General features: G+C 69.4%; 17 protein-coding genes. 8 read left to right on the forward strand and 9 right to left on the reverse strand.

The features are described 5' to 3' along the window. The first annotated feature begins 7 nt into the window (after positions 1–7). Entirely contained in the window at positions 8–220 is a 213-nt protein-coding gene (locus IE262_RS33610; protein ID WP_189879055.1) for a DUF397 domain-containing protein, read from the forward strand. A 488-nt stretch (positions 221–708) separates the two neighbouring features. Further along, positions 709–1,704 (forward strand): zinc metalloprotease, encoded by a 996-nt coding sequence (locus IE262_RS33615; protein ID WP_189879057.1) that lies wholly within the window; start codon positions 709–711, stop codon positions 1,702–1,704. Between the two features lie 129 nt (positions 1,705–1,833). Here IE262_RS33615 and IE262_RS33620 read toward each other — a convergent pair whose 3' ends face one another. Next, the gene (locus IE262_RS33620) at positions 1,834–2,478 is read right to left on the reverse strand and encodes a TetR/AcrR family transcriptional regulator (protein WP_134035216.1); all 645 of its coding nucleotides are present in this window, start codon (positions 2,476–2,478) and stop codon (positions 1,834–1,836) included. A 145-nt stretch (positions 2,479–2,623) separates the two neighbouring features. On the opposite strand from IE262_RS33620, the gene IE262_RS33625 reads away from it, so the two are divergent. Both IE262_RS33625 and IE262_RS33630 read left to right on the forward strand, forming a co-directional pair. After that, entirely contained in the window at positions 2,624–3,571 is a 948-nt protein-coding gene (locus tag IE262_RS33625; protein WP_189879059.1) for an ABC transporter permease, read from the forward strand. Further along, positions 3,564–4,397: an ABC transporter ATP-binding protein gene (locus tag IE262_RS33630; RefSeq protein ID WP_373305204.1), complete on the forward strand. Its 834-nt coding sequence runs from the start codon at positions 3,564–3,566 to the stop codon at positions 4,395–4,397. Before IE262_RS33625 ends, IE262_RS33630 begins: the two co-directional genes overlap by 8 nt. Positions 4,398–4,446: 49 nt before the next feature. Here IE262_RS33630 and IE262_RS33635 read toward each other — a convergent pair whose 3' ends face one another. The 3 genes from IE262_RS33635 to IE262_RS33645 form a co-directional block, all read right to left on the reverse strand. Further along, the gene (locus IE262_RS33635; protein WP_229877753.1) at positions 4,447–5,577 is read right to left on the reverse strand and encodes a glycosyltransferase; all 1,131 of its coding nucleotides are present in this window, start codon (positions 5,575–5,577) and stop codon (positions 4,447–4,449) included. After that, on the reverse strand, positions 5,574–8,525 hold the full coding sequence (locus IE262_RS33640) for a bifunctional glycosyltransferase/CDP-glycerol:glycerophosphate glycerophosphotransferase (protein WP_189879061.1): 2,952 nt from the start codon (positions 8,523–8,525) through the stop codon (positions 5,574–5,576). The genes IE262_RS33635 and IE262_RS33640 overlap by 4 nt, the downstream gene beginning before the upstream one ends. 177 nt (positions 8,526–8,702) lie before the next feature. Continuing rightward, positions 8,703–13,679, reverse strand: a complete 4,977-nt coding sequence (locus tag IE262_RS33645; protein WP_189879063.1) for an NAD-glutamate dehydrogenase — start codon at positions 13,677–13,679, stop codon at positions 8,703–8,705. 808 nt (positions 13,680–14,487) lie between these two features. Here IE262_RS33645 and IE262_RS33650 point away from each other — a divergent pair. Continuing rightward, the gene (locus IE262_RS33650; RefSeq protein ID WP_189879065.1) at positions 14,488–15,054 is read left to right on the forward strand and encodes a DJ-1/PfpI family protein; all 567 of its coding nucleotides are present in this window, start codon (positions 14,488–14,490) and stop codon (positions 15,052–15,054) included. A gap of 91 nt (positions 15,055–15,145) precedes the next feature. Here the strand turns inward: IE262_RS33650 and IE262_RS33655 are convergent, their stop codons facing one another. Further along, entirely contained in the window at positions 15,146–15,811 is a 666-nt protein-coding gene (locus tag IE262_RS33655) for an HAD family hydrolase (RefSeq protein WP_189879067.1), read from the reverse strand. A 110-nt stretch (positions 15,812–15,921) separates the two neighbouring features. Beyond that, positions 15,922–16,437, reverse strand: a complete 516-nt coding sequence (locus tag IE262_RS33660; protein WP_134035199.1) for a DUF6912 family protein — start codon at positions 16,435–16,437, stop codon at positions 15,922–15,924. A gap of 415 nt (positions 16,438–16,852) precedes the next feature. Here IE262_RS33660 and IE262_RS33665 point away from each other — a divergent pair, with 415 nt between their 5' ends. Then, positions 16,853–17,365: an Rv3235 family protein gene (locus tag IE262_RS33665; RefSeq protein WP_134035196.1), complete on the forward strand. Its 513-nt coding sequence runs from the start codon at positions 16,853–16,855 to the stop codon at positions 17,363–17,365. A gap of 208 nt (positions 17,366–17,573) precedes the next feature. On the opposite strand, the gene secA is transcribed toward IE262_RS33665, so the two are convergent. Beyond that, positions 17,574–20,390, reverse strand: coding sequence for a preprotein translocase subunit SecA (secA, locus tag IE262_RS33670; protein ID WP_134035193.1), 2,817 nt, complete (start codon positions 20,388–20,390; stop codon positions 17,574–17,576). A gap of 406 nt (positions 20,391–20,796) precedes the next feature. Here secA and IE262_RS33675 point away from each other — a divergent pair, with 406 nt between their 5' ends. Together IE262_RS33675 and IE262_RS33680 are read left to right on the forward strand one after the other, a co-directional pair. Further along, positions 20,797–21,366: a GNAT family N-acetyltransferase gene (locus IE262_RS33675; RefSeq protein WP_189879069.1), complete on the forward strand. Its 570-nt coding sequence runs from the start codon at positions 20,797–20,799 to the stop codon at positions 21,364–21,366. 86 nt (positions 21,367–21,452) lie between these two features. Then, entirely contained in the window at positions 21,453–22,655 is a 1,203-nt protein-coding gene (locus tag IE262_RS33680) for a winged helix-turn-helix domain-containing protein (RefSeq protein ID WP_189879071.1), read from the forward strand. A gap of 13 nt (positions 22,656–22,668) precedes the next feature. Here the strand turns inward: IE262_RS33680 and IE262_RS33685 are convergent, their stop codons facing one another. Next, the gene (locus tag IE262_RS33685) at positions 22,669–23,415 is read right to left on the reverse strand and encodes a response regulator (RefSeq protein ID WP_134035183.1); all 747 of its coding nucleotides are present in this window, start codon (positions 23,413–23,415) and stop codon (positions 22,669–22,671) included. 208 nt (positions 23,416–23,623) lie between these two features. Beyond that, complete coding sequence (gene hpf, locus IE262_RS33690; RefSeq protein ID WP_373305205.1) at positions 23,624–24,319, reverse strand: ribosome hibernation-promoting factor, HPF/YfiA family; 696 nt, start codon at positions 24,317–24,319, stop codon at positions 23,624–23,626. Positions 24,320–24,629: the final 310 nt, after the last annotated feature.

The raw sequence follows: 24,629 nt of genomic DNA on the forward strand, positions 1-24,629 counted from the left end.
AACCAGCGTGCGCAGCCCCCTCCACTGGCAGAAGTCGTCCTTTTCAGGCGCCGATTCGGGTGACACGTGCGTCGAACTCGCCACCACGCCCTCCGCCCCCACCGCGATACACCTCCGCGAAAGCGACCACCCCACCACCCACCTCACCACCGGCCCGGCATCCCTCCACGCCCTCCTCACCGCCCTCAAAGCCGTCGAGGAACCCCTGCTGGAGCAGTAGCAATTGGCAGATCCCGGCCACCGGCGGCTCCGTTTCGCCTGGTGGCTGCCTTCCGGGCTGGCCCACATCTGCCAATCACTCCCGCCTGAGCTGACCCCGTCGCGCACCTCACCGCGGGCGACCGCGGGCGACCGCCGCCGAGACGGCGCCGCTCAAAGCAGAGCGACCCATGCGCCCGCGCGATGTCAAGAGCAAGTTCAAGCCACATCTCGCCCGCCCGCATGGCTGTTAAGGGGAGATCACCACGATCACGGCGGGTGATGCGGGTCGCAGCCCGAATCCAGACACACCACCCGCACAGGCCGCCCCAGGCGTTACGCCGTCGTCACAGATCCCGGGGCGCGAAGGGTCGTGATCTTTGAATCGCCCCTGTTTATCCCCGCTTTGATTGGTCTTGATCAACTCTCCTGCGGACTCGGCATGTCCACGTAATCTCCGGCCATGGCCACCCCCTGCGCTTCCTTCCCTCGCATCCGCCAGGAGTCAACATGCGTGCGCTCGCCCGGATATCCCCCCTTGTAGGCAGACGCCTGCTCGGCACGGCCGTCGTGGCCGGAACCCTGATGCTCACCTCCCTCTCGGCGCCGACCGGAATCGCCGCGGCCGGGACGACGGCCGCCGAGTGCGCCGACACCACCGACGCCGTCGGCACCGCCGCCCGTGAGGCCCGCCCGGCACCGGGCAAGGACGTCGCGGAGCCGAACGAGATCAGCGAGGCCAAGGCCCAGGCCATGGACGCGGATCTGAAGAAGAAGCTGGACAAGCTGCGCACGAGCGGCCGCGACCTGTCGGCGACGGCCGCCTCCGCCACCATCCCGGTGTACTTCCACGTCATCCACGACGGACCCACCGGACAGCTCAGCTCGGCCGACATCAACGCCCAGATGAACGTGCTGAACGCCGCGTACGCCGGCCAGGGCACCGGCAACACCGACTCCGGCTTCCAGTTCACCCTGGCGGGCACGGACTACACCGACAACGCCACCTGGTACAACGTCGGTTACGGCTCCACGGCGGAGAAGGCGATGAAGTCCGCCCTGCGCAAGGGCGGGGCCGACGCGCTCAACATCTACACGGCCAACCTCGGCGGCGGCCTGCTGGGCTGGGCCACCTTCCCCAGCGAATACGCGGCCAACCCGTCCATGGACGGCATCGTCATCCTCGACGCCTCGCTGCCGGGGGGTTCGGCGACCAACTACAACGAGGGCGACACGGCGACCCACGAAGTCGGCCACTGGGCGGGTCTGTACCACACCTTCCAGGGGGGCTGTAACGGCAACGGCGACTACGTCACCGACACCCCGGCCGAGAAGAGTGCCGCCTACCAGTGCCCGACGGGCCGCGACACCTGCGCCCGCGACGCCGGTGCGGACCCGATCCACAACTTCATGGACTACACGTACGACTCCTGCATGTACCAGTTCACCGCGGGTCAGGTGACGCGGATGCAGCAGAGCTGGGCCGCGTACCGGGCCGCCGGCTGAGCCTGATCGCGCTCTGACGCGCCGAGTAGTAGCCGAGGGGAGTTTCTCTCCCTTCGGCTACTCGCCCTTTCCAGGACAGCCCGGCCGAGCCCGCTCAGCCCGTCCCTCGACGTCCCTCGAATCCCTTCCCTACAGCGCCTTGAGCGCCGCCGCCGTCGCCCTCGCCAGGCTCGGCAGGTACTCCTTCGGCAGCTTCGGGCCCCGTACGACCACCGACCGCCAGTACAACGGACCGGAGATCAGGTCCAGGGTCAGGTCCTCGTCGACCCCGTCGCGCATCTCACCGCGGGCGACCGCCGCCGCGACGATGCCGCTCGCCACACTCTGCTGCCCCTCGCGCAACGCCTTCTGCATGGCCTCGGCGATCTCGGGGTTGCGGGCCGCCTCGGCCTGGAGGTCGGGGATGATCTGGCCGGCCACCGGGTGGCGCAGGGCGCGGGACGTGACCTCGTAGAGCAGACGGAGGTCACCCTCCAGCGAACCGGTGTCCGGCATCGGCAGGCCCTGGACCGCCACCGCCGAGACCAGGTCCAGAACCAGGTGGAGTTTCGAGCGCCAGCGGCGGTACACCGCCGTCTTGCCGACCCCCGCGCGCCGCGCGATGCCCTCGATGGACATACGGCCGTAGCCGACGGCAGCGAGCTCCTCGAAGACCGCGGCCCGGATGGCCTCGGTCACGTCCTCACGGAGCACGGCCGCCCCGGCGGGGGTCCGGCGGCGCGGGCGCGGCGGCCGCGCCGACTGCGTCTCGGGGGCGTCGGCGTTGGAAGTCATGCCGACCAGCATAGGGCGTGACGACGCTACGGTTGCGTTCCGACGTCGCTCGGCATACGCTCGCGTTACGACGATACGGTCCCGTCCCGACGCAAACCCACAGGGCCGCAAGAGCGCCCCACGACCTCGACCGAAAGCAGCGGATGTGAGCAGCCGAGCCCTCCCCACACCGCCAACCGCCACGGCCCACGCGCAGGCACCAGCACCAGCCCCGGCGCCGCCCACCGAGTCCCCCGCGCAGCTCGCCGCGCGGCACGGCCTCAGCGTCAGCGGTGCGCGCCCCTCCCTGCCCGAGTACATAGGGCAGCTGTGGGCGCGCCGGCACTTCATCACGGCGTTCGCCACGGCCAAGCTCACCGCGCAGTACAGCCAGGCGAAGCTCGGCCAGGTCTGGCAGGTCGCCAACCCGCTGCTCAACGCGGCGGTCTACTACTTCATCTTCGGCGTCCTGATGGGCACCAGCCGGGGCGTGCCGGACTACATCCCGTTCCTGGTCACCGGTGTGTTCGTGTGGACGTTCACCCAGAGCTCGATCATGGCGGGGACGCGGGCCATCTCCGGCAGCCTCGGACTCGTCCGCGCACTGCACTTCCCGCGCGCCGCGCTCCCGGTGTCGTACGCGCTCCAGCAGCTCCAGCAGTTGCTGTTCTCGATGGCCGCGCTGGTGGTGATCCTGCTCGCCTTCGGGGTGCCGGTCTCCGCGTCCTGGCTGCTGATCGTGCCCACGCTCACGCTCCAGTTCATGTTCAACGCCGGGGTCGCGATGATCATGGCCCGGGTCGGGGCCAAGACCCCGGACATCTCCCAGCTGATGCCGTTCGTGCTGCGCACCTGGATGTACGTGTCGGGCGTGATGTGGAGCATCGACAAGGTGCTCTCCCACCAGGACCTGCCCCACTGGGTGCACCTCCTGCTCCAGTGCAACCCGGCGGCCGTCTACATCGACCTCATGCGGTTCGCGCTGATCGACAGCTTCCACGCGAGCCAGCTCCCCCACCACGTGTGGGCCCTCGCCCTCGGATGGGCGCTGCTCGCCGGCGTCGGCGGGTTCATCTACTTCTGGAAGGCTGAGGAGACCTACGGCCGTGGCTGACACCACCCTGACCCGCCCGCACGAGCAGGCCCCTACGGGACCCGTCCCCACCGAACCCGTCCCCACCGTCATCGCCGACCGCGTCGACATCGTCTACCGCGTCAACGGCACGGGCGCGGGTCGCGGCACCGCCACCGCCGCGCTCAACCGCATCCTGCGCCGCAAGAAGGCCGAGAAGGCGGCGGGCGTGCGCAAGGTGCACGCTGTGCGGAACGTGTCCTTCACCGCGTACCGGGGTGAGGCCATCGGGCTCATCGGAACGAACGGCTCCGGCAAGTCCACGCTGCTGAAGGCCGTGGCCGGGCTGCTCCCCGTCGAGAACGGCCGCATCTACACCGACGGCCAGCCCTCCCTCCTCGGCGTCAACGCGGCCCTGATGAACGACCTCACCGGCGAGCGCAACGTCCACCTCGGCGGCCTCGCCATGGGCATGTCCCGCGAGCAGGTGAAGGAGCGCTACCAGGAGATCGTCGACTTCTCCGGCATCAACGAGAAGGGCGACTTCATCACGCTGCCGATGCGCACGTACTCCTCCGGCATGGCGGCGCGGCTCCGGTTCTCCATCGCCGCCGCGAAGGACCACGACGTGCTGCTCATCGACGAGGCCCTCGCCACGGGGGACCGCTCCTTCCAGAAGCGCTCCGAATCCCGTATCCGTGAGCTGCGCAAGCACGCGGGCACGGTGTTCCTCGTCAGCCACAACAACAAGTCGATCCGGGACACGTGTGACCGGGTGCTGTGGCTGGAGCGGGGGGAGCTCCGGATGGACGGGGCGACGGAGGAGGTTCTGCGGGAGTACGAGAAGTTCACGGGCGGGAAGAAGTGACCCGACAGGGGCGCCCTGCGCGGCTCCGGAAAGCGCGGCTCGGGAACGCTCACCTCTCCAGGAAGCCGAACAGCTCCTCCCAGCGCCGTACGATCTCGTCCGTCGTGTAGCGCTGGATGTTGACGCGGGCCGCGTCGCCCATCCGGTCCCGCACCTGCTTGTCCGACATCAACGTGTCCAGCCTGCGGGCGAGTTCTCCCGTGTTGCCGGGCGCGGCCAGCAGGCCGTCCTCGCCGTCGCGGATGATCTCGTGGACGCCGGGGGCGCAGTCGAAGGCCGCGCACGGGACGGCGGAGGCCATGGCCTCCATCAGGGCCAGCGGGAAGCCCTCGCCCCTGGACGACTGGACGAAGACGGAAGCGCCGCGCAGAGCGCCGGGCACGTCGCTGGTACGGCCCATCCAGGCCACCGAGTCGTCGAGGCCCAACGCGGTGCACTGGGTGCGCAGGGCCTCCTCGTCCTCGCCCGAGCCGTAGATCCGCAGGGTCCAGTCGGGGTGGCGCGGCGCGACCTCCGCCCAGGTGTCGAGGAGCATGTCGATGCCCTTCTGGTCGTGCAGCCGGCCGATGCTGACGACGGCCTTCTCGGTGCGCGGGGAGGGTTCGGCGGGTATGAACGGCAGTGGGTTCGGCATGAAGGATGTGTTGTTGAGTCCCTGGCCGATCCACAGGTCCGCGTCCTCCCGGGTGAGGACGAGCATGCGGTCGGCCTTCTCGTAGTGCTTGAGGACGCGCCGGAAGCGCGAGCTCTTCTTGCTGTACTCGTACGACTCGTGGCTCATCCCGATGACGGTCAGACCGGTCGTGTCGGCGAGCTCCACCCACTCCATCGCCCACACCTGCGTGACGATCACGATCGCGCCGGGGCGCGCGGCCCGGAAGAGCGCCGTGAGGCGGGCGGCCTTCGCGCGCATGCTCGCGTGCCGGGCACGGCCGAGGCGCGGGGGCCGGCCGCCGTGGGCCTCGTGGCCGTCGTACAGCGTCGTGGTCGGGTACGGCAGGTCGCCCAGCTCCATCGCGATCTCGGGCGGAGTGATGCCGACGACGTGCACGCGGTGCCCGCGCTCGGTGAGCAGTCGGGCCATCTGGTGCGACCAACTGGCCACTCCGCCCAGTTCGTTGACGCTGTTGGCGACGAGGAAGATGTCACGCTCGGGATACGGATACGGACACGGGGTCACGTTCGCCTCCAGTGAGCGAAGAACTGGTCGACGACGCTCTCGGCGGCATGCCCCTTGTCGTACTCGCCGAAGTCGGCCACGAACCGCTCGCGGGCTCCGGAGTACTTGGCCGACTGCTGCTGAAGGGAGCCGAGCGCGGCGTACAGGTCGTCCTCGGTGCGGACGACGGGGCCGGGGGCTCGTTCGAGCAGGTCGAAGTAGGTGCCGCGGCCCTCGTGCACGTACTCGTCGTAGTCGTACGCGAAGAAGAACATCGGCCGGTCGAGGAGCGCGTAGTCGAACATCACGGACGAGTAGTCGGTGATCAGCCCGTCGGCGAGCGCCAGGAGGGGGGTCACGTCGTGGTGGGACGACACGTCGACGACCCGTCCCCGGACGGACGGTGGAAGCACGACGTGGTTGAGGTAGTGGGAGCGGACGAGGAGGACGTACCGGTCGCCGAAGGTGTCGGCGAAGCGCTCCACGTCGAAGGGCAGCTCGAAGCGCCGCTGCTCGCGCCGGCGGAAGGTGGGGGCGTAGAGGAGGACCTTCCTGTCCTCGGGGATGCCCAGCTCGGCGGCGAGCGGCGGGCGTCCGGGGGTCTCGCGAGCCCGGACGAGCGCGTCGTTGCGCGGATAGCCCACCCGCAGCAGCGTCCTCTCCTTCAGGCGGAAGGCGCGTGCGAGGGTGCGGACGTCGTGCTCGGAGCGGACCAGGAAGCGGTCGAAGCGGTCCAGGGTGCGCTGTTGTGCGGCCTGCTCGCCGCGGGAGCGGAGCTTCCACTCCGGCTCGTCGAAGCCCATCCGTTTGAGCGCGGAGCCGTGCCAGGTCTGGATGTACGTCGTCCCGGGGCGTTTGGTGAGCTTCAGCGGGTAGCTCTGGTTGTCGATCCAGAACTCGGCACGGGCCAGGGCCTTCAGGTACGGCATCGACCAGCGGCGGACCAGCACGGCGTCCTCGGGGAATCCCTCCGCGCTGTCCGCGTACGCCCACACGGCCTCGAACCGAAGGCCCTGGCGGCGCATCTCCTCGTAGAGGGCGCGGGGGCTGTCGCTGTACTGGCGGCCCAGATGGCTCTCGAAGACGACCAGGCGCTTCTTCACGGGCAGTCGGCTGAACACCTCGTGGTAGACGCGGATCTTGGTGTCCCCGGAGGCGAGGGTCCTGCGCACCGCCCTGGCCCTACGGTAGCCGGACTTGGCGAGCCGTCCGGGGGCGCCGTGGATGCCGCGCTGGACGAGGGCGTTCGCCTTCTTGTCGGGCACGAGCCGGAAGGCCAGGTGACCACGGGAGGATATCTGCGGCTCGATACGGTCGGCGACCAGCCGGGTGAGCCGGGGGCGGACGGGCAACTGCCCGGTGACGAGGCCGGGTTCGGAGGCGGTGAGCCGGGTGGTGGTGCGCACCCCGTCGACTTGGAGGTGGAGCCGTACGTCCCACACGGCGTCCACGATGCCGACGGGCCGCAGCCCTCGCGTCAGGTCGGCGGCCGCCTCCCAGGCGATGGTCTCGCCCTCGTGCCGCAAGGTGGCCACGGGGAAGCGGAAGACCTGGAAGCGGACGCCCTTGCGGCGCGCGGCGAACTCCAGTTCACCGGTGAGGCGGGCACCGGGCGGCACGACACCCAGCGGGTTGGTGATGCGCCCGGCGAGGCGGACCGTGCCGCCGCCGCCGCTGCCACCGACGCCACCGGACGGCCCCTGGTACGCGGTGAGTTCGTTGCGCAGGAACATCCTCCCGACCGGCCTGGTGTGGTAGCCGAGCTCGGTGACGTCCAGGACGCGGCGGGCAAGAACCCCGTCGTCGGGGTTGTCGAGGTGCTCGGCACACCAGTAGATCCGGCCGTCGCGCTCGACGAGCGGCGCGGAGATCTTGTCGCGGTTGGTGAGCGTGTCCACGGCGGGCAGCAGGTTGTCCCAGTCGCCCTTGCGCAGCAGATAGGCGCAGATGGCGTGGATCGGCTCGATCTCGGCGTACGCGGCCGGGTCGATCGACTCCAGGTACGCGCGGGCGATCGCGGCGAACTCCTGCCGGTAGGCGGCGTCCCGGAACGGCAGGTCCCGCAGGTGCAGCACGAGGTCGTGCTTGAGGAACTTGACGTCCTTGTGGAACTTCAGCTCCGCCAGGCCCCGGTCGGCGAGCAGCTGGTCGACCCGGCGGTGGATCTCCATACGGTGGGTGAAGTTGGCTATCTCGGCCCGCCGGTTGCTGATCGACTTCGCGGCCGCCTTGTCTGCCTCACCCGCCCCGCCCGGGTTGTCCACGACGTTCCAGTCGTAGACCCGGTTCGGTATGAGCGTGATGCGGCGCGCGGCCGCGTACGCCTGCGCCGAGAAGAGCAGGTCCTCGTAGTGGATGCCGACCGGGAACTCCAGGGCGTTGGCCAGCAGGAAGTCACGCCGGTAGCACTTGTTGGTCGACAGGGTGTCGAAGACCAGCAGGTCGGGCAGTTCGGAGATCGAGTCGAGGGTGCGGGTGCGCGTGTACAGCCACGGGTACCACTTGACCTCCTTGCCGCTGCGCGCGTCCACGTGGACGCGGACGCAGAGCCCGGAGACGAGGTCGGCGCCGGTGGTCTCGGCGGCCTCCAGCATGTTGCGGCAGGCGTTGCGCTCCAGCACGTCGTCACTGTCGAGGAACATGACGTGGTCGCCGCGCGCCCGCTGGATGCCGTGGTTGCGGGGGGCGCCGCAGCCGCCGCTGTTCTCGGGCAGCCGGTGGGCGCGTACCCGGCCGGGGTGCTCGGCGGCGAGGCGCCTGGCCACCTCGTACGAGCCGTCCGTGCTCCGGTCGTCGACGATGACGACCTCCACGCTGCGCAGCGTCTGGTCCAGCACGGAGCGCACCGCCGTGGGCAGCCGGGCCTCGTCGTTGTAGACGATCACGACGACGGACACGGCGGGCGCGGCGGTGTGCGGTGCCTCGTGCGGTTCTTCGGGCCCCGGGGAGCGGCGCGGATCCACGTTCATCCCACTTAATCGTAGACATACCGTGTGGCCCGACTGCGGGGTGTAGTCGGTGTAGTCCCCTTGCGAACCACTTAGGTAGATGTCACGAAAGGTGTGCGGGTTCCGGTAGCCCGCGGCCGCTTTTCGGGGGCGCCCACAGCGGGGGCGCCCACAGCGGGGGCGCCCCCGAACGCACCCTTACGAATGCGTCCGCAGCAGCGTCCGCATCGTCCGCATCGCCACGGACAGGTTCGCCAGGTCGAACGTGTCGGAGCTCTGGATCTCCTCCAGCGTCATGCGGGCCCGGCTCAGGATCGGGGCGTTCCTCTGCTCCCAGCCCTTGTAGCGCTGCTCGGGCGTGGCCTCGCCGTTGCCGACGGCCAGGACGTCGGCCGTGAGCGCCGCCTGGGCCGCGTAGAGGTCCTCGCGGATCGCCGCGCGGGCCATGGACTGCCAGCGGTCGGCGCGGGGCAGCTCGATGATGCGGTCCATGAGCTGGGTGATCCGCAGCCGGTCGGCGAGGTCGTAGTACACCTCGGCGACCTCCATCGGGTCCCGGCCCATGCGGTCGGCCACCGCGACGATGTCGAGCGTCGGGAAGGCGGAGGAGAACCCGGCGACCCGCGTGGCGAGCTCGTCGGGGACGCCCGCGTCCGTCAGCTCGTCGTAGATCTTCTGGTGCCACTCCAGGTCGGCGCCGCGCACCAGCTTGGGCAGCTCGGCCCAGACCCGCTCCACGCCGTCCTTGAAGAACGCGATGGTCCCGGTGAGTTCCAGCGGCTGCGGCCGGTTGTTGAGCAGCCAGCGTGTGCCGCGCTCCACCAGCCGGCGGGAGTGCAGGCGGATTCGGGTCTGGACGGCCGCGTCGACCTTGTTGTCCAGCGCCTCCACCGCGTCCCACACCGCGCCGGAGTTGAAGATCGCGCGGGCCGCCGTCTGCGCCCGGACGACCTCGCCCAGGGAGGCTCCCGTCTCCTCCCGCATACGGTGCAGGAAGCTCGTACCGCCGGTGTTGACCGTGTCGTTGACCAGGACGGTCGTGGTGATCTCGCGGCGCAGCGGGTGGTTTTCGATGTTCTCGGGGAACCGCTCGCGCAGCGCCGCCGGGAAGTACGCGTACAGCAGGCCGTGCAGGTAGGGGTCGTCGGGCAGCGAGGTGTGCAGCAGTTCCTCGGCGACCGTGATCTTCGTGTAGGCGAGGAGGACGGCCGTCTCCGGGCCGGTGAGGCCGTGTCCGGTGCTCAGCCGCTCGCGGATCTGCCGGTCGGTGGGCAGGAATTCGAGCGCCCGGTCGAGGCGGCCCTCGCGCACCAGGGTGCGCATGAAGCGCTGCTGGGCGTGGAGCATGTCCTTGGACTGGGCGAGGGCGTTGGCGATCGCCGTGTTCTGCGCGTAGTTGTTGCGCAGCACCAGGCTGCCGACCTCGTCGGTCATCTCGGCGAGCAGCTTGTTGCGCTGCTTGACGGTCATGTCGCCGTCGGTGACCAGGCCGTTGAGCAGGATCTTGATGTTCACCTCGTGGTCGGAGGTGTCCACGCCCGCGCTGTTGTCGATGGCGTCGGTGTTGATCTTCCCGCCGCGCTGTGCGAACTCGATCCGGCCGAGCTGGGTCAGGCCGAGGTTGCCGCCCTCGCCGACGACCTGGACCCTGAGGTCCCGCCCGTCGACGCGGATGGCGTCGTTGGCCTTGTCGCCGACGTCGGCGTGGGTCTCGGTGGACGCCTTGACGTAGGTGCCGATGCCGCCGTTCCACAGCAGGTCGACCGGCGCCTTGAGGATCGCCTTCATCAGGTCGGCCGGGGTCATCTTGGAGACCTTGCCCTCGATGCCGAGGGCCTCACGGATGTGGCTGTTGACCGGGACCGACTTCGCCGTACGGGGGAACACGCCGCCGCCGGTCGAGATCAGCTCGGTGTTGTAGTCCTCCCAGGAGGAGCGGGGCAGCTCGAAGACGCGCCGGCGCTCGGCGTACGACGTGGCCGCGTCCGGGGTGGGGTCGATGAAGATGTGCCGGTGGTCGAAGGCGGCGACGAGACGGATGTGCTCGCTCAGCAGCATGCCGTTGCCGAACACGTCACCGGACATGTCGCCGATGCCGACGACCGTGAAGTCCTCGGCCTGCGTGTTCACCCCCAGCTCCCGGAAGTGCCGCTTCACGGACTCCCAGGCGCCGCGGGCGGTGATGCCCATGCCCTTGTGGTCGTATCCGGCGCTGCCGCCCGACGCGAACGCGTCACCGAGCCAGAAGTCGTACGACTGGGCCACCTCGTTGGCGATGTCCGAGAACGTCGCCGTGCCCTTGTCGGCGGCGACCACCAGGTAGGTGTCGTCCTCGTCGTGCCGTACGACGTCGGCGGGCGGCACGACCTCTCCGGCCACCATGTTGTCGGTGATGTCGAGGAGGGCGGAGATGAAGGTCTTGTAGCTCCTGATCCCCTCGGCCAGCCAGGCGTCGCGGTCCACGGCCGGGTCCGGCAGCTGCTTGGCGACGAAGCCGCCCTTGGCGCCGACGGGCACGATGACGGTGTTCTTCACCATCTGCGCCTTGACCAGGCCGAGGATCTCGGTGCGGAAGTCCTCACGCCGGTCGGACCAGCGCAGGCCTCCGCGCGCGACCTTGCCGAACCTGAGGTGCACGCCCTCCACGCGCGGCGAGTACACCCAGATCTCGAACGCCGGACGCGGCGCCGGGAGGTCCGGGATGGCCTGCGGGTCGAACTTCATGGAGACGTACTCGTGCGGCTTCCCGCCGTCCGCCTCCTGGAAGAAGTTGGTCCGCAGGGTCGCCTTGATGACGGTCAGGAAGGACCGCAGGATCCGGTCCTCGTCGAGGCTGGCCACCTGGTCGAGCGCGCTGTCCAGCTCCTCCAGGAGCGCGTCGACGAGTTCCCGCCCGGCGCGCTGCCGCTCCGGCGCCATCCGCGCCTCGAACAGGTTCACGAGCAGGCGGGTCGTGTGGACGTTGTTACGGAGGGTGTCCTCCATGTAGTCCTGGCTGAAGGTGGAGCCCGCCTGGCGCAGGTACTTCGCGTACGCCCGCAGCATCATCGCCTCGCGCCAGGTGAGCCCGGCGCTCAGCACGAGCGCGTTGAAGCCGTCGTTCTCGGCCTGGCCGGTCCAGGTCGCCGCGAAGGCCTCCTGGAACCGCTCGCGCCCGTCGTCGCCCAGGTAGTCACCGGGGCCGCTCAGTGCCTTGGGCAGGCGCAGTCCGAAGTCGTAGATCCAGGCGGTCGTACGGTCCGCGCAGCGCATCTCGTACGGCCGCTCGTCGACGACCTCGACGCCGAGCCGGCTGAGGACCGGGAGCACCGCGGAGAGGGAGACGGACTCGCCCCGGCGGTAGATCTTGAACCGCCGCTCGCCGGGGCCGGCGCCCACGGGCTCGTACAGGCTGAGCGCGAAGTCCTTGCCGCCCTTGCCCTCCTTGCCCTCCTTCTCCCCGGCGCCGAGCTTTTCGAGGTGGACGAGGTCGGCGACGGCCGCGCGCGGGCTGTGGTCCGCCTTGTAACCCTCGGGGAAGGCGCTGCCGTACCGGCGCAGCAGTTCAGCGGCGCGCTCCTCGCCGAGCTCCGCGTTCAGCGCCTCGGAGAACCCGTCGGACCAGGAGCGGGCGGCCTCCACCAGCCGCGCCTCGATGCGCTCCCTGTCGGCGTCGTTGAGCTGGGGCAGTTCGGTGCCCTGCGGGACGCGGACCACGAAGTGCAGCCGGGAGAGGACCGACTCGGTGTTCCAGGCCGTGAAGTCGACGCTGGTGCCGCCGAGTTCTTCCTTGAGGATGTCGATGATGCGCAGCCGGACACCGGTGGTGTAGCGGTCCCGGGGCAGGTAGACGAGGGCGGAGTAGTAGCGCCCGTACTCGTCCTGGCGCAGGTAGAGCCGGAGCTTGCGCCGCTCCTGGAGGTACAGCACGGAGGTGACGATGGACTGCAGCTCGTCGACGGGCGTCTGGAACAGCTCGTCGCGGGGGTACGTCTCCAGGATCTGCAGCAGGTCACGCCCGTCGTGGCTGTTGGGCGAGAACCCGGCGCGCCCCAGCACCTCCTCGACCTTGCGGCGGATGACGGGGACGCGGCGGACGGACTCGGTGTAGGCGGCGGACGAGAAGAGCCCGAGGAAGCGCCGCTCCCCGACCACGTTCCCGTGCTCGTCGAACTTCTTCACGCCGACGTAGTCGAGGTAGCTCGGCCGGTGGACGGTGGCGCGGCTGTTGGCCTTGGTGAGGACGAGGAGCCGGTGCTCGCGGGCCTTGGCGCGGGCGTCGGCGGGAAGCCGCTCGAAGGAGGGGCTGACGGGGTGGCTGTCCTCGCCGTGGTGGTGCGGGTCGGACCGCAGGATGCCGAGCCCGGTGCCCGGAACGGCGGCCAGCGAGTCGTCCTCGCGCAGCTGGTACTCCCGGAACCCGAGGAAGGTGAAGTGGTCGTCCGACAGCCAGCGCAGCAGCTCGCGGGCCTCCCCGACCTCGTCGCCCCGCAGGTCGTCCGCGGTGGGCTCGGCGGGCAGCTCGTCGGCGATACGGATCGCCGCCTCGCGCATCTTCTCCCAGTCCTCGACGGCTTCGCGCACGTCGGACAGCACACGCAACAGATCGTTGGTGATCTGCTTCAGATCGGAGCGGTCGGTCTCCCGGTCGATCTCGACGTGGATCCAGGACTCGGTGTGCACGTCGTGCGGCTGATCGGCATCGCCGACGGTCGGTGCGGTGAGCACCTCGATGAGCTTGCCGGCGACATCACGCCGCACGATGACCTGCGGGTGGATGACGACGTGGATGCCCCGGCCCTGCCGCGACAGCTCATTGGTCACGGAGTCGACGAGGAACGGCATGTCGTCGGTGACGACCTCGACCACGGAGTGGCTGCACGTCCAGCCGTTCTCCTCGACGGTCGGGGTGTGGACCCGCACGTTGGCCGTGCCCTGGGGGCGGTTCTCCGCCAGCCGGTAGTGCGAGAAGGCGGCTCCGAGGATGTCGACCGGGTCGCGGTCGGCCAGGTCCTCCGGGGCGGTGTGCAGGTAGTAGCGCTGGAGGAACGCGAACACGGTCTCGCGGTCCGAGGTGCCGGGGGGTGCCTCGCCCGTCGTCCCAGTCGGTAGGTGCCCCCCGACCGGGCTGTTCTCAGCTACCCGGGCGGCCCGTTCGAGCAGCTCGGCCTTGGCTTCGTCCAGCTTGGTCTGCATTGTCCTCTGGCTCCTGTCGCGCGCCGTTGCGTGACGTTGAAGGAAGTTCGGTCCCTTCCCTGCGGACGTGACGCCGAGACGCGGGGTGTCCGGTCTGCTCCGACGCTATGCCGCAAGGTGAGGTGTGTGGGGGGTTCTGAGCCAATCTTGAGCTGCCCGGCAGCTGTGAGAATGCTCTCTGCGGGCCACGGTCGAAGGGCGCCCTCGGTGCCCCGGGAGCCCTTCGGGCCCCCTCCCGCCCGCAAGGACCAGCGACCGCCGCCCGGTCACGGCTGTCGACCGTGCTCTCCGGGCGCAGGGCAGGGACGACGAGGTCCCCGCGAAATATCGCGCTGATCACGCCACAAGGCTATCGCTGATGCCTGGGGGCCCGTCATGAGCCGTATGTGTATAAAACCCTGGGTCGAAGTTTGACGTTTCGCACAGGAGCACGGCGCGTGGGGGCTCTCCACCTCAGATTCCATGGGCGGGGGCCACTCTGCCGCGTCGATGCCACTCCTCCCCGGGCCGGTTCCACCCCCGCCGGGCGGGCGCCACTCCCCCGGTTGGGTGCCACTCCGTCGAGTGCTGCGACTCGGCCGGGCGGGGGGCGGCTCGTGTCGGCGCGCCCAGTCAGGGGGTGCCCGCTGGGTCCGGTGGGTCCGGTGGGTCCGGTGGGTCCGGTGGGTCCGGTGGTGGGGAAGCAGATCACCGGCGTTTGAGGACGAGCCCGTTCAGTCCGATAGTGGGGTTGGGGTCGCGTAGTGGGGGCCGGGGTCTCGCGTCGCAGCCCCGGGCAGTCACCCACGGCTGAGGGGAGCGCAGCGACATGTCAGCCAAGATCCTGATCGTCACCGGCGACGCGGCGGAGTCCCTGGAGGTCCTGTACCCGTACCAACGCCTGCGCGAGGAGGGCTACGAGGTCCACATCGCGGCCCCCGCCCGCAAGACGCTCCAGTTCGTCGTCCATGACTTCGAACCCGGCTTCGACACGTACACCGAGAAGCCCGGCTACACCTGGCCCGCCGACCTCGCTTTCTCCGAGGTCGACCCCGGCCAGTACGTCGCCCTCGTCATCCCGGGAGGCCGCGCCCCGGAGTACCTCCGCAACGACCCCGAACTCCGCAAGATCCTCAAGTCCTTCTTCGACACGGACAAACCGGTCGCCCAGATCTGCCACGGCCCCCTGCTGACCGCCGCCGTGGACGGCCTGCGCGGCCGCCGCGTCACGGCGTACCCGGCGCTGGAACTGGACATGCAGGCGGCGGGCGCCACGTTCCAGGACGCGGAGGCCGTGGTCGACGGCACCCTCGTCTCGTCCCGCGCCTGGCCGGACCACTCCCGCTGGATGCGCGAGTTCCTCAAGGTCCTGCGGGCCAAGGCACCCGTGACCTGACATGACCCGGCTTGCCCTGACTTGATCTGGCTTGACCTGGCTTGATCTGGCTTGACCTGGCTTGACCTGGCTTGACCTGGCCTGGCCACCGTCAGGCCGCCAACCGCTCGGCCTCCGCAACCGCCTCCGCCAGGGTGTCCACCACGGGCACCCCCACTTCCTCAAGGCTGGCGCGGCTGTGGGAGCCCCCGGTGTACAGCACGGCCTGCGCGCCCACGTGCCGCGCGGACACCGCGTCGTCGGCCGCGTCCCCGATCACCACCACCCGGGACGCCTCCACGCCGGTGAGCGCGCCCACATGACGCACCATGTGCTCGGCCTTGCTGCCCCCGGACGGCCCGGTTCGCCCGTCGACCCGTATGAAGTGCGGCTCGATCCCGAATCCCCTCACCAGGGGGACCAGTTCCTCATGCCCGTACATGCTGAGGATCGACTGGCTGTGCCCCGCCGACTGCCAGTCCGCGAGCAGGGTCGGCACGCCGTCGGTGAGCCCGCAGGCCGTGCGGTGCTCCAGGTAGTAACGGTGGAAGACCCCGTCCATGGTCTCCCACTCCTCGTCCGTCGGCAGCCGCCCGATCAGCCGCTCGTAGAACTTCGGAACCGGCACGCAGTACAACGCCCGGTACCGCTCCAGTGTCAGCGGCTCGATGCCCAGCTCGGCGAACGCCGCGTTCGTCGCCCCGATGATCGCTTCATTGTCGTGGAACAGGGTCCCGTTCCAGTCCCAGACGATGTGCGCTGCTCCGTTCTTCCCCATACCCAAGAACGTACCCGGCACCACTGACAACGCACCGTGACCGCCCACCGCACACCGGTAACCGCGCCCACCGCACACCGCACACCGCACACCGGTGACCGGCTCCCTCTTCAGTCCCCCAGCCCCACCAGGTTGGGGATCTCCTGCGTTGCGTACCACAGCAATTCGTGGTCCTCGGCACCGTCCACGGTGAACTGGGCGTCGTCGTCCCCCTGATCGGCCGCGCCCAGCGCGTCCGCGGCGGCGGCCACGTCGTTCTCGGCGTCGTCGGAGTCGACGTGGACGGCCGCCGCCTTGGCCAGCGGGACCGGACCGTTGACCCGTACCTCCCCGAGCGCCGCCGGGTCGAGCCCGCGGTCGGGGTCGGCCACGGCGGCCCCGTCGGCGACGTCGACGGCGACGACGACCCGCCGCCGGGCCACCCCGGGCTCCACGGCGAGGAGCCGCAGCGAGGCGAGGGCGGCGCGGTTGAGGGCCGCGTACTCAAGCTCCTCGATGTCGTCGGAGAGGTACCACTCGCGCAGCGCGGGTGTGACGGCGTACGCGACGAACGGCCCCTCCCCCAGCTCACCCGTCTTGTACGCCGCGGCGAGACCAGGAAGGGTCAGGGGGACGTAGACGCGCATGACGAGCCGCTTTCGTAGTCGGGAAAGTCGGGAAGGGCCACCGGAAGACACGGGGACGTCGGGACGCGTCCACAAGACCGGTCCTGGCCGACCCTGGCCGGCCCTGGCCGGTCCTGACCCGTCCGTGGTCCCGCACCTCCGGTGAGTCACCCAAGGATACGTGCGGGTGTCCCCCATCGGGCGCCCACCCGCGCCGTCCGCGACGTCCACCCGCCGCTCCCGGATCACCCGGTACACCCCCGTGCCCCCAAGGGTTCCGCCCCTCGGGATCACTCTGATAGGTGAAGTTTCGGGTCACGCCGAGGCGGGCCCGCCTGCGTTGCGGCCCCCTCTCCCAGCCCCGTACAAGATCCCCAACCACGAAGTTACCGACCGGTATCCCCAGGGCGGTCGGTTCACGGAACGGGGGCCTCCCATGAACAAGGTCATGACCAGGACGCGGCGCCACCCCGGCACCCGCCCGCCGGTCCGACACGACACCCGCCGCCCCGGCGGCACACCGACCCGCACGGCTCCGGGCCGGGCCCGCCCCTCCGCGGCCTCCGCGGCCACGACGGCCGGCAGGGCACTCCTCGCCCTCCCCCAGCCGCGCCCCACCGACCGCTTCGCCGACCTCCTGCTGGCGGTGCTGAGCGGTCAGCGTCCGGTGCACAGCATGCTGCGCCACACCGCCGGACGCGCGTACGACGAACTGGCGTGGCTCGCCGAGCACGGCCCCCTGCGCACGACCTGCGGCACCCGCCCGGTCGTCCGCGACATCGGCTACTTCGAGCCGCGCCCCGGCGCCATCGAGGCCTTCGCCCGCATCGGCGCCGGCGACCGGCTCCGCGCCATGGCCTTCCGTCTGGAGTACGGCCATGACAACCGCTGGCGCTGCACAGCCGTGGAACTCGGCGGCCCGAGGATGCCCTGCACGGACGAGGACTGACCTCCTCGTACGGCCACCGGGAGCGTCACGCGGTCGCGCTGCCGGAACGCGCCCGTCCTACGGAGCGCCAAGCAGAGGGGGGCACGCGCGCGAAGGGCCGGGCACCCGAGAGTGCCCGGCCCTTCACACCACTGTCCTCACCCGAGGCGACGCGACGCCGCCTCGTCCGAGGCCCACAGCCGCCGTGCCGCAGGCACGCGCCGCACCGTCACTTCTTGCGGCGCCGTCCGCCCTTGGCCTGCTTGCGGCGCTCCGCGCGCGTGAGGCCGTCGGCCTCGGAGCGGACCGGCTCGTCGTCGTTGGTGAAGTCGCCCTCGACGACACCGCCCTCGCCGTCCACGGTGGGGGCGGAGAAGTGCAGGCGGTCCGGGCGCTGTGGGGCCTCCAGGCCCTTGGCACGGATCTCCGGACGGGCACCCGCCTGGGCCGGTACCGCGTCCTCCTTCTTCTCCAGCGAAGGCTTCTCGTCCTCGACCGGGACCTCCTCGACCTGCTGCTCGACCTGGACCTCCAGGTTGAACAGGTAGCCGACGGACTCCTCCTTGATGCCCTCCATCATGGCCTGGAACATGTCGAAGCCCTCGCGCTGGTACTCGACCAGCGGGTCCTTCTGGGCCATCGCGCGCAGGCCGATGCCCTCCTGGAGGTAGTCCATCTCGTAGAGGTGCTCTCGCCACTTGCGGTCCAGGACCGAGAGGACCACCCGGCGCTCCAGCTCGCGCATGATCTCGGAGCCGAGCTGCTCCTCGCGCGCCGCGTACTGCTCGTGAATGTCGTCCTTGATGGACTCGGCGATGAACTCGGCGGTCAGCCCGGCCCGGTCACCGGCGGCCTCCTCCAGCTCGTCGACGGTCACCTTCACCGGGTACAGCTGCTTGAACGCGCCCCACAGCCGGTCGAGGTCCCACTCCTCGGCGAAGCCCTCGGCGGTCTCGGCCTGGATGTAGGCGTCGATCGTGTCGTCCATGAAGTGCTTGATCTGCTCGTACAGATCCTCGCCCTCAAGGACACGGCGCCGCTCGCCGTAGATGACCTCGCGCTGGCGGTTGAGCACCTCGTCGTACTTCAGGACGTTCTTACGGGTCTCGAAGTTCTGCTGCTCGACCTGCGACTGCGCGGAGGCGATCGCACGCGTGACCATCTTGTTCTCGATCGGCACATCGTCCGGGACGTTCGCCATCGACATCACGCGCTCGACCATCTGGGCCTTGAACAGGCGCATCAGGTCGTCGCCGAGCGAGAGGTAGAAGCGGGACTCGCCCGGGTCGCCCTGACGGCCGGAACGACCACGCAGCTGGTTGTCGATACGGCGCGACTCGTGCCGCTCGGTACCCAGCACGTAGAGACCGCCGAGCTCCTCGACCTCTTCCTTCTCGGCCTTGACGGCCTGCTCGGCCCGCTCCAGGGCGTCGGGCAGGGCGTGGGCCCACTCCTCGATGTGCTCCTCGGGGTCGAGGCCGCGCTGGCGCAGCTCCGCCTCGGCGAGGTCCTCGGGGTTGCCGCCGAGCTTGATGTCCGTACCACGGCCGGCCATGTTCGTGGCCACCGTCACAGCGCCCTTGCGGCCGGCCTGGGCGACGATCGTCGCCTCCCGGTCGTGCTGCTTGGCGTTCAGCACCTCGTGCTGGACGCCGCGCTTGGAGAGCTGCTGCGAGAGGTATTCGGACTTCTCGACCGACGTCGTACCGACGAGGATCGGCTGGCCCTTCTCGTGCTTCTCGGCGATGTCGTCGACCACCGCCGCGAACTTGGCGACCTCGGTGCGGTAGATCAGGTCCGACTGGTCCTTGCGGATCATCGGCTTGTTGGTCGGGATCGGGACCACGCCGAGCTTGTAGATCTGGTGGAACTCGGCGGCCTCGGTCATCGCCGTACCGGTCATTCCGGAGAGCTTGCCGTAGAGGCGGAAGAAGTTCTGCAGGGTGATCGTGGCGAGCGTCTGGTTCTCGTCCTTGATGTCCACCCCTTCTTTCGCCTCGATCGCCTGGTGCATGCCCTCGTTGTAACGGCGGCCGGCGAGGATACGGCCCGTGTGCTCGTCGACGATCATGACCTCGCCGTCGATGACGACGTAGTCCTTGTCCTTCTTGAAGAGCTCCTTGGCCTTGATGGCGTTGTTCAGGTAGCCCACCAGCGGCGTGTTCACCGACTCGTAGAGGTTGTCGATGCCCAGCCAGTCCTCGACCTTGGAGACGCCGGACTCGTGGATGGCGACCGTGCGCTTCTTCTCGTCGACGTCGTAGTCGCCGGTCTCGTCGATGCCCTTGAGGGGGTTGCCGGCCTCGCCGCGCTTGAGGCGCGTGACCAGCTTGGCGAAGTCGCCGTACCACTTGGTGGCCTGGTCGGCCGGGCCCGAGATGATCAGCGGCGTACGGGCCTCGTCGACGAGGATGGAGTCGACCTCGTCGACGATCGCGAAGTTGTGGCCGCGCTGGACGAGCTCGTCCTTGGACCAGGCCATGTTGTCGCGGAGGTAGTCGAAGCCGAACTCGTTGTTCGTGCCGTACGTGATGTCGCAGTTGTACTGCTCGCGGCGCTGGGCCGGCGTCATGTTGGCGAGGATGCAGCCGACGCTCAGACCCAGGAACTTGTGGACGCGGCCCATCATCTCGGAGTCGCGCTCGGCCAGGTAGTCGTTGACCGTGATGAGGTGGACGCCGTCTCCGGACAGGGCGTTCAGATACGCGGGCAGCGTGCCCACCAGGGTCTTGCCCTCACCGGTCTTCATCTCGGCCACGTACCCGAGGTGGAGGGCGGCGCCGCCCATCAGCTGCACGTCGTAGTGCCGCTGACCGAGGACGCGCTTGGCCGCCTCACGGACGGTCGCGAAGGCCTCGGGGAGCAGGTCGTCGAGGCTCTCGCCGTCGGCGTAGCGCTGCTTGTACTCATCGGTGAGGGCCCGGAGCTCGGCGTCGGAGAGGTCCGCGAAGTCCTCTTCGATGGAGTTGACCTGGTCCGCGATGCGGTGCAGCTTGCGCAGGATCTTGCCTTCGCCTGCACGCATGATCTTGGAGAGAACGGACACGGGGGTTTGTCTCCTTGCCGATCGGGCCTGGGACGGTCGGATTTCACTGGACAGGTTCAATGACAGCTTCGATACCAGACAAAGCAACGGCCATCGTAAGCGAGGACCCCGCCGCGCCGGGAGGTCTGGCCATGACAGCCACTAGGACAACGGACGTGTGAGACGGATGGTGCCGCATTCCGCCCACGAAATGCACGAATTGTGATCAGCCCTTCACGCACCGCAAACAACGCCCGCGGCATCTCGGCACGCACTCGTTCGGGCGCTGCCGGACACGGCCCGCCACAGCGCTCCACCGACCGACGCAAGACCGACACCGACCGACACCGACCGACACCGACCGACACCGATCAACCCGGTATCAAAACGATGGCGTCTCTCCGCGCCGCCGGGCCAGAATCGCCCGATGGACCCCGTCACCCTGACCACCGACCGGCTGCTCCTGCGCACGGTGGGCCCGCACGACACCGACGCGGTGTACGCGGCCGCGCAGGACCCCGAGATCCAGCGCTGGACCATGATCCCGTCGCCGTATCTGCGCGAGCACGCGGAGGCGTTCGTCGGCCAGATGGCGCCCGACGGCTGGGCGGACTCCTCGATGTACACGTTCGGCGTCTTCCTCCCCTCCGGGGAGCTGGTGGGCATGCTCGGCATCACCGTGCGCTCGCTGGGCACCGGTGAGATCGGCTTCTGGGCGACGAAGGAGCACCGCGGCAACGGCTACATCACCGAGGCCACGCTCGCCGCCTCCCGCTGGGCCTTCACCTCCGTGGCGATGGACCGTGTGGAGTGGCGTGCCGAGGTCGGCAACGCGGCGTCCCGCGCGGTGGCCGAGAAGGCGGGCTTCACCGTCGAGGGCACCCTCCGCTCCGCGATCGACAACAAGGGCGTGCGCCGCGACTGCTGGGTGGGCTCCCTGCTCCCCTCGGACCTGGGCCTGCCGTCGACGGCGCCGTACCTTCCGGGACAGTCGTAGCGTCTCCGGTCGTGTGCCGCAGCTCCCACCGGCCGAAATCCCAGCTCACGGCCCGCTGTCAGTGGCATCCCCTATCGTGCGGGACCATGACGACCCTGCCGCGCCCCACCGCCGAACTCTCCGCCGACGAGGCCCGCCGCATCGCCCTGCGGGCCCAGGGTTTCCTGGGCGCCCCCGACCGCAGGGGTGGCGTACGAGGCGTGCTGCGGCACCTGGGCGCGGTCCAGCTCGACACCATCTCGGTCCTGGCCCGCTCGCACGAACTCATCCCGTACGCCCGCCTCGGCGCGGTGGGCCGCAAGACGGTGGACGGGGCGTACTGGTCGACCACACCCGACGGCTCCGCTGTGGCACGGCCGCACGCCTTCGAGTACTGGTCGCACGCAGCCTGCATCCTCCCCGTCGAGGAGTGGCCGCACTTCGCCTTCCGCCGCCGCGCCTACCGCTCCCGCCCGCACTGGAACCACCCGCTGCCGGACGGCGCGTACGAGCGCGTCATCAAGCAGCTCCGCGCCGAAGGCCCTCTGACGGCCACGGAGTTGGGCGGCGCGAAGCGGACCAGCGAGTGGTGGGACTGGTCCGGCGAAAAGATCGCTGTCGAACGGGCCCTGATGTACGGCGAGGTGGTCTGCGTCGAGCGCCGCGGCTGGAAGCGGGTGTACGACCTCGCCGAGCGCGCGATCCCGGACGAGCTGCTGCATGACGAACTGGACGACACCGAGTGCCTCCGCCGGCTGGTCCGGCTGGCCGGCCAGGCCCTGGGCGTGGGCACGCGCGCGGACATCGCCGACTACCACCGCCTCAAGGCCGAGCAGGTCGACGCGGTGATCGCGGACTCGGGCCTGGTCCCGGTGACGGTCGCGGGCTGGGGCAAGCCCGCCTGGGCCGACCCGGCGGCCCTGGAGACGGCGCCGCGCGGCCGGCATCGTACGACGCTCCTGTCCCCCTTCGACTCCCTGATCTGGGAGCGGGCCCGGACGGAGCGCATCTTCGGCTTCACCCACCGCCTGGAGGCGTACGTCCCCAAACAGAAGCGTCTGTACGGCTACTTCGCGATGCCGGTCCTCGCCGGAGGCCACCTGGTGGGACGTGTCGACCCCGCCCGCGACGGACGCACCCTGGTCGCCCGGCAGATAACCCTCGACAGCCCCAAAGCGGTCCCCGCGGTCGCCCAGGCCCTGCGGGAGGCGGCGAGCTGGGTGGACTGCACCGACGTGCGCGTGGAGCGGGTGGACACCCCCGAGCTCAGCGAGCCCCTGACAAGGGAGCTGACCCGCGCCCTCGCCTGATGCTCACCAAGAACTAACGGATCTCAAGAATCTTCTCCCGCATCGCATACACCACGGCCTCCATCCTGGAGTGCAGCTGGAGTTTCTCCAGGATGTTGCGCACGTGGTTCTTCACCGTGTTCTCGGAGATGAACAACTCCTTCGCGATATCGCGGTTGTTCATTCCCGTGGCCACGAGCTTGAGCACCTCAAGCTCCCGATCCGTCAACCGCGGCGCCGGCACGAGCCGGCGCTCATCGGTCCGCTGGATCATGGACTTGAACTCGGTGAGCAGCTTGGACGCCATGGAGGGGCTGATCTGTGACTGCCCGTCAGCGACCGCGCGAATGGCCGTGGCCACCTCGTCCGTGGAGATCTCCTTGAGGAGATAGCCCGTCGCACCCGCCTTGATCGCGTCGTAGAGGTCGGCCTCCTCATCGCTGATCGTCAGCATGATGATCTTCGCGCTGGGGGCCACCTCCTTGATGGAGGTGCACGCCTCGATCCCGCCGCGCCTGGGCATCCGTACATCCATCAGCACGATGTCGGGCAGCAGGTCGGCCGCCTTGTCGACCGCCTCCGCCCCGTCGCCCGCCTCGCCGACGACCTGAATGTCCTCCTCGGCGGCGAGCACGATCTCCAGGCCGCGGCGGAAGAGCGCGTGGTCGTCCACGACAAGGACCCGGATGGGCTCCTTGCGTGGGGAGCCCCCCTCCGGGCCCATGCCGACGACGCCGCCGTCGGCATCCTCGTCACGCATCGGTCCGAAGCTGTCCGCCATCGTTCCTCCCCCTAGAAGGCCGTGGCCTGTGTTCCTGTTCCATCGCCAACCAACGGCAACAGCCCACCGGTTGGGGCCGGTTCAGCCATGATTTCATGCCGGGACCACACAGCGGTGACAGAGCGGTCCATCGAGTGGTCGCACAGGGGTGCCCCTGGGGGCGCACACACGCTCCAGGGGCACCGGATCGCTTGTCACCCGGCGGAGGTCAGCCGCCGAGCTCTCCACCTGCGGCAGTCGACCGCCCTTGGGTCACCATCGGGTCGGTGCTGAGGTGGATGACGCCGTAGTCGTAGGCGTGCCGCCGGTAGACGACACTGGGTTCCTTGGTTTCGGAGTCGATGAACAGATAGAAGTCGTGCCCGACCAGCTCCATCTCGTAGAGCGCCTGGTCGAGCGTCATCGGGGACGCGACGTGGGTCTTCTCGCGAACGACGAGGGGGCCTTCACCCTTGACCTCCAGCGAACCGATCTTCTTGGTGGGGATACCGTCCGGCTGTTCTTCCTCCTGGACGGCCTTGCCGTTCCCGTTCAGCGTCGCCACGCCCGGGACGTGGTCGGGGACCTCGGCTGCCGTGAGCCGTCGGGCTCCACGGCGCGTGAAACGCTTGTCGTGCTGCCTGCGCAGCCGGGCTTCCAGCTTCTCCGCCGCCAGGTCGAGCGCCGCATACGGATCACTGGCCGCTGCTTCCGCCCGGATCACCGGACCGCGGGAGTGGAGCGTGATCTCCACTCGATCCGATCGGTCCGCCTGCCGGGGGTTGGGCTCCTTGGACACCTCGACGTCGAGGCTGATCACCTTGCCGTCGAGCTTCTGGATCTTCTCCAGCTTCAGCTTCTCGGCCACGTGCTTCCGGAACCGCTCGGGCACCTCGGTCTTGCGGCCCTTGACGACGATGTCCACGCAGAACTCCGTTCCCGGATCGCTCCGCTCCAGTGCGGAGCGTCTCCCTTGTGCATCACCAGGTTCCGGTACGTCCCGGAACCTCGGACTTGGTGACTTCCACCTCCTCCTCCCCCGTGGACAAGATCTCCGCCCCGTCGTCGCGGGTGATTGCAGAAAACCCGCGGTACGGCATTCGGATATGCAAGGAACGGCCACCGCCACTCCCTCACAACCGAACATATCTCGCCCGGCCGGATGTCGTCACCCTCTCCTCCGACATACCTCCGTTCAGGTGATTTGGCCTCTCGCTACCTGCAACGACGCAAGA

Source organism: Streptomyces bluensis (assembly GCF_014650715.1).
Classification (GTDB): Bacteria; Actinomycetota; Actinomycetes; order Streptomycetales; family Streptomycetaceae; genus Streptomyces; species Streptomyces bluensis.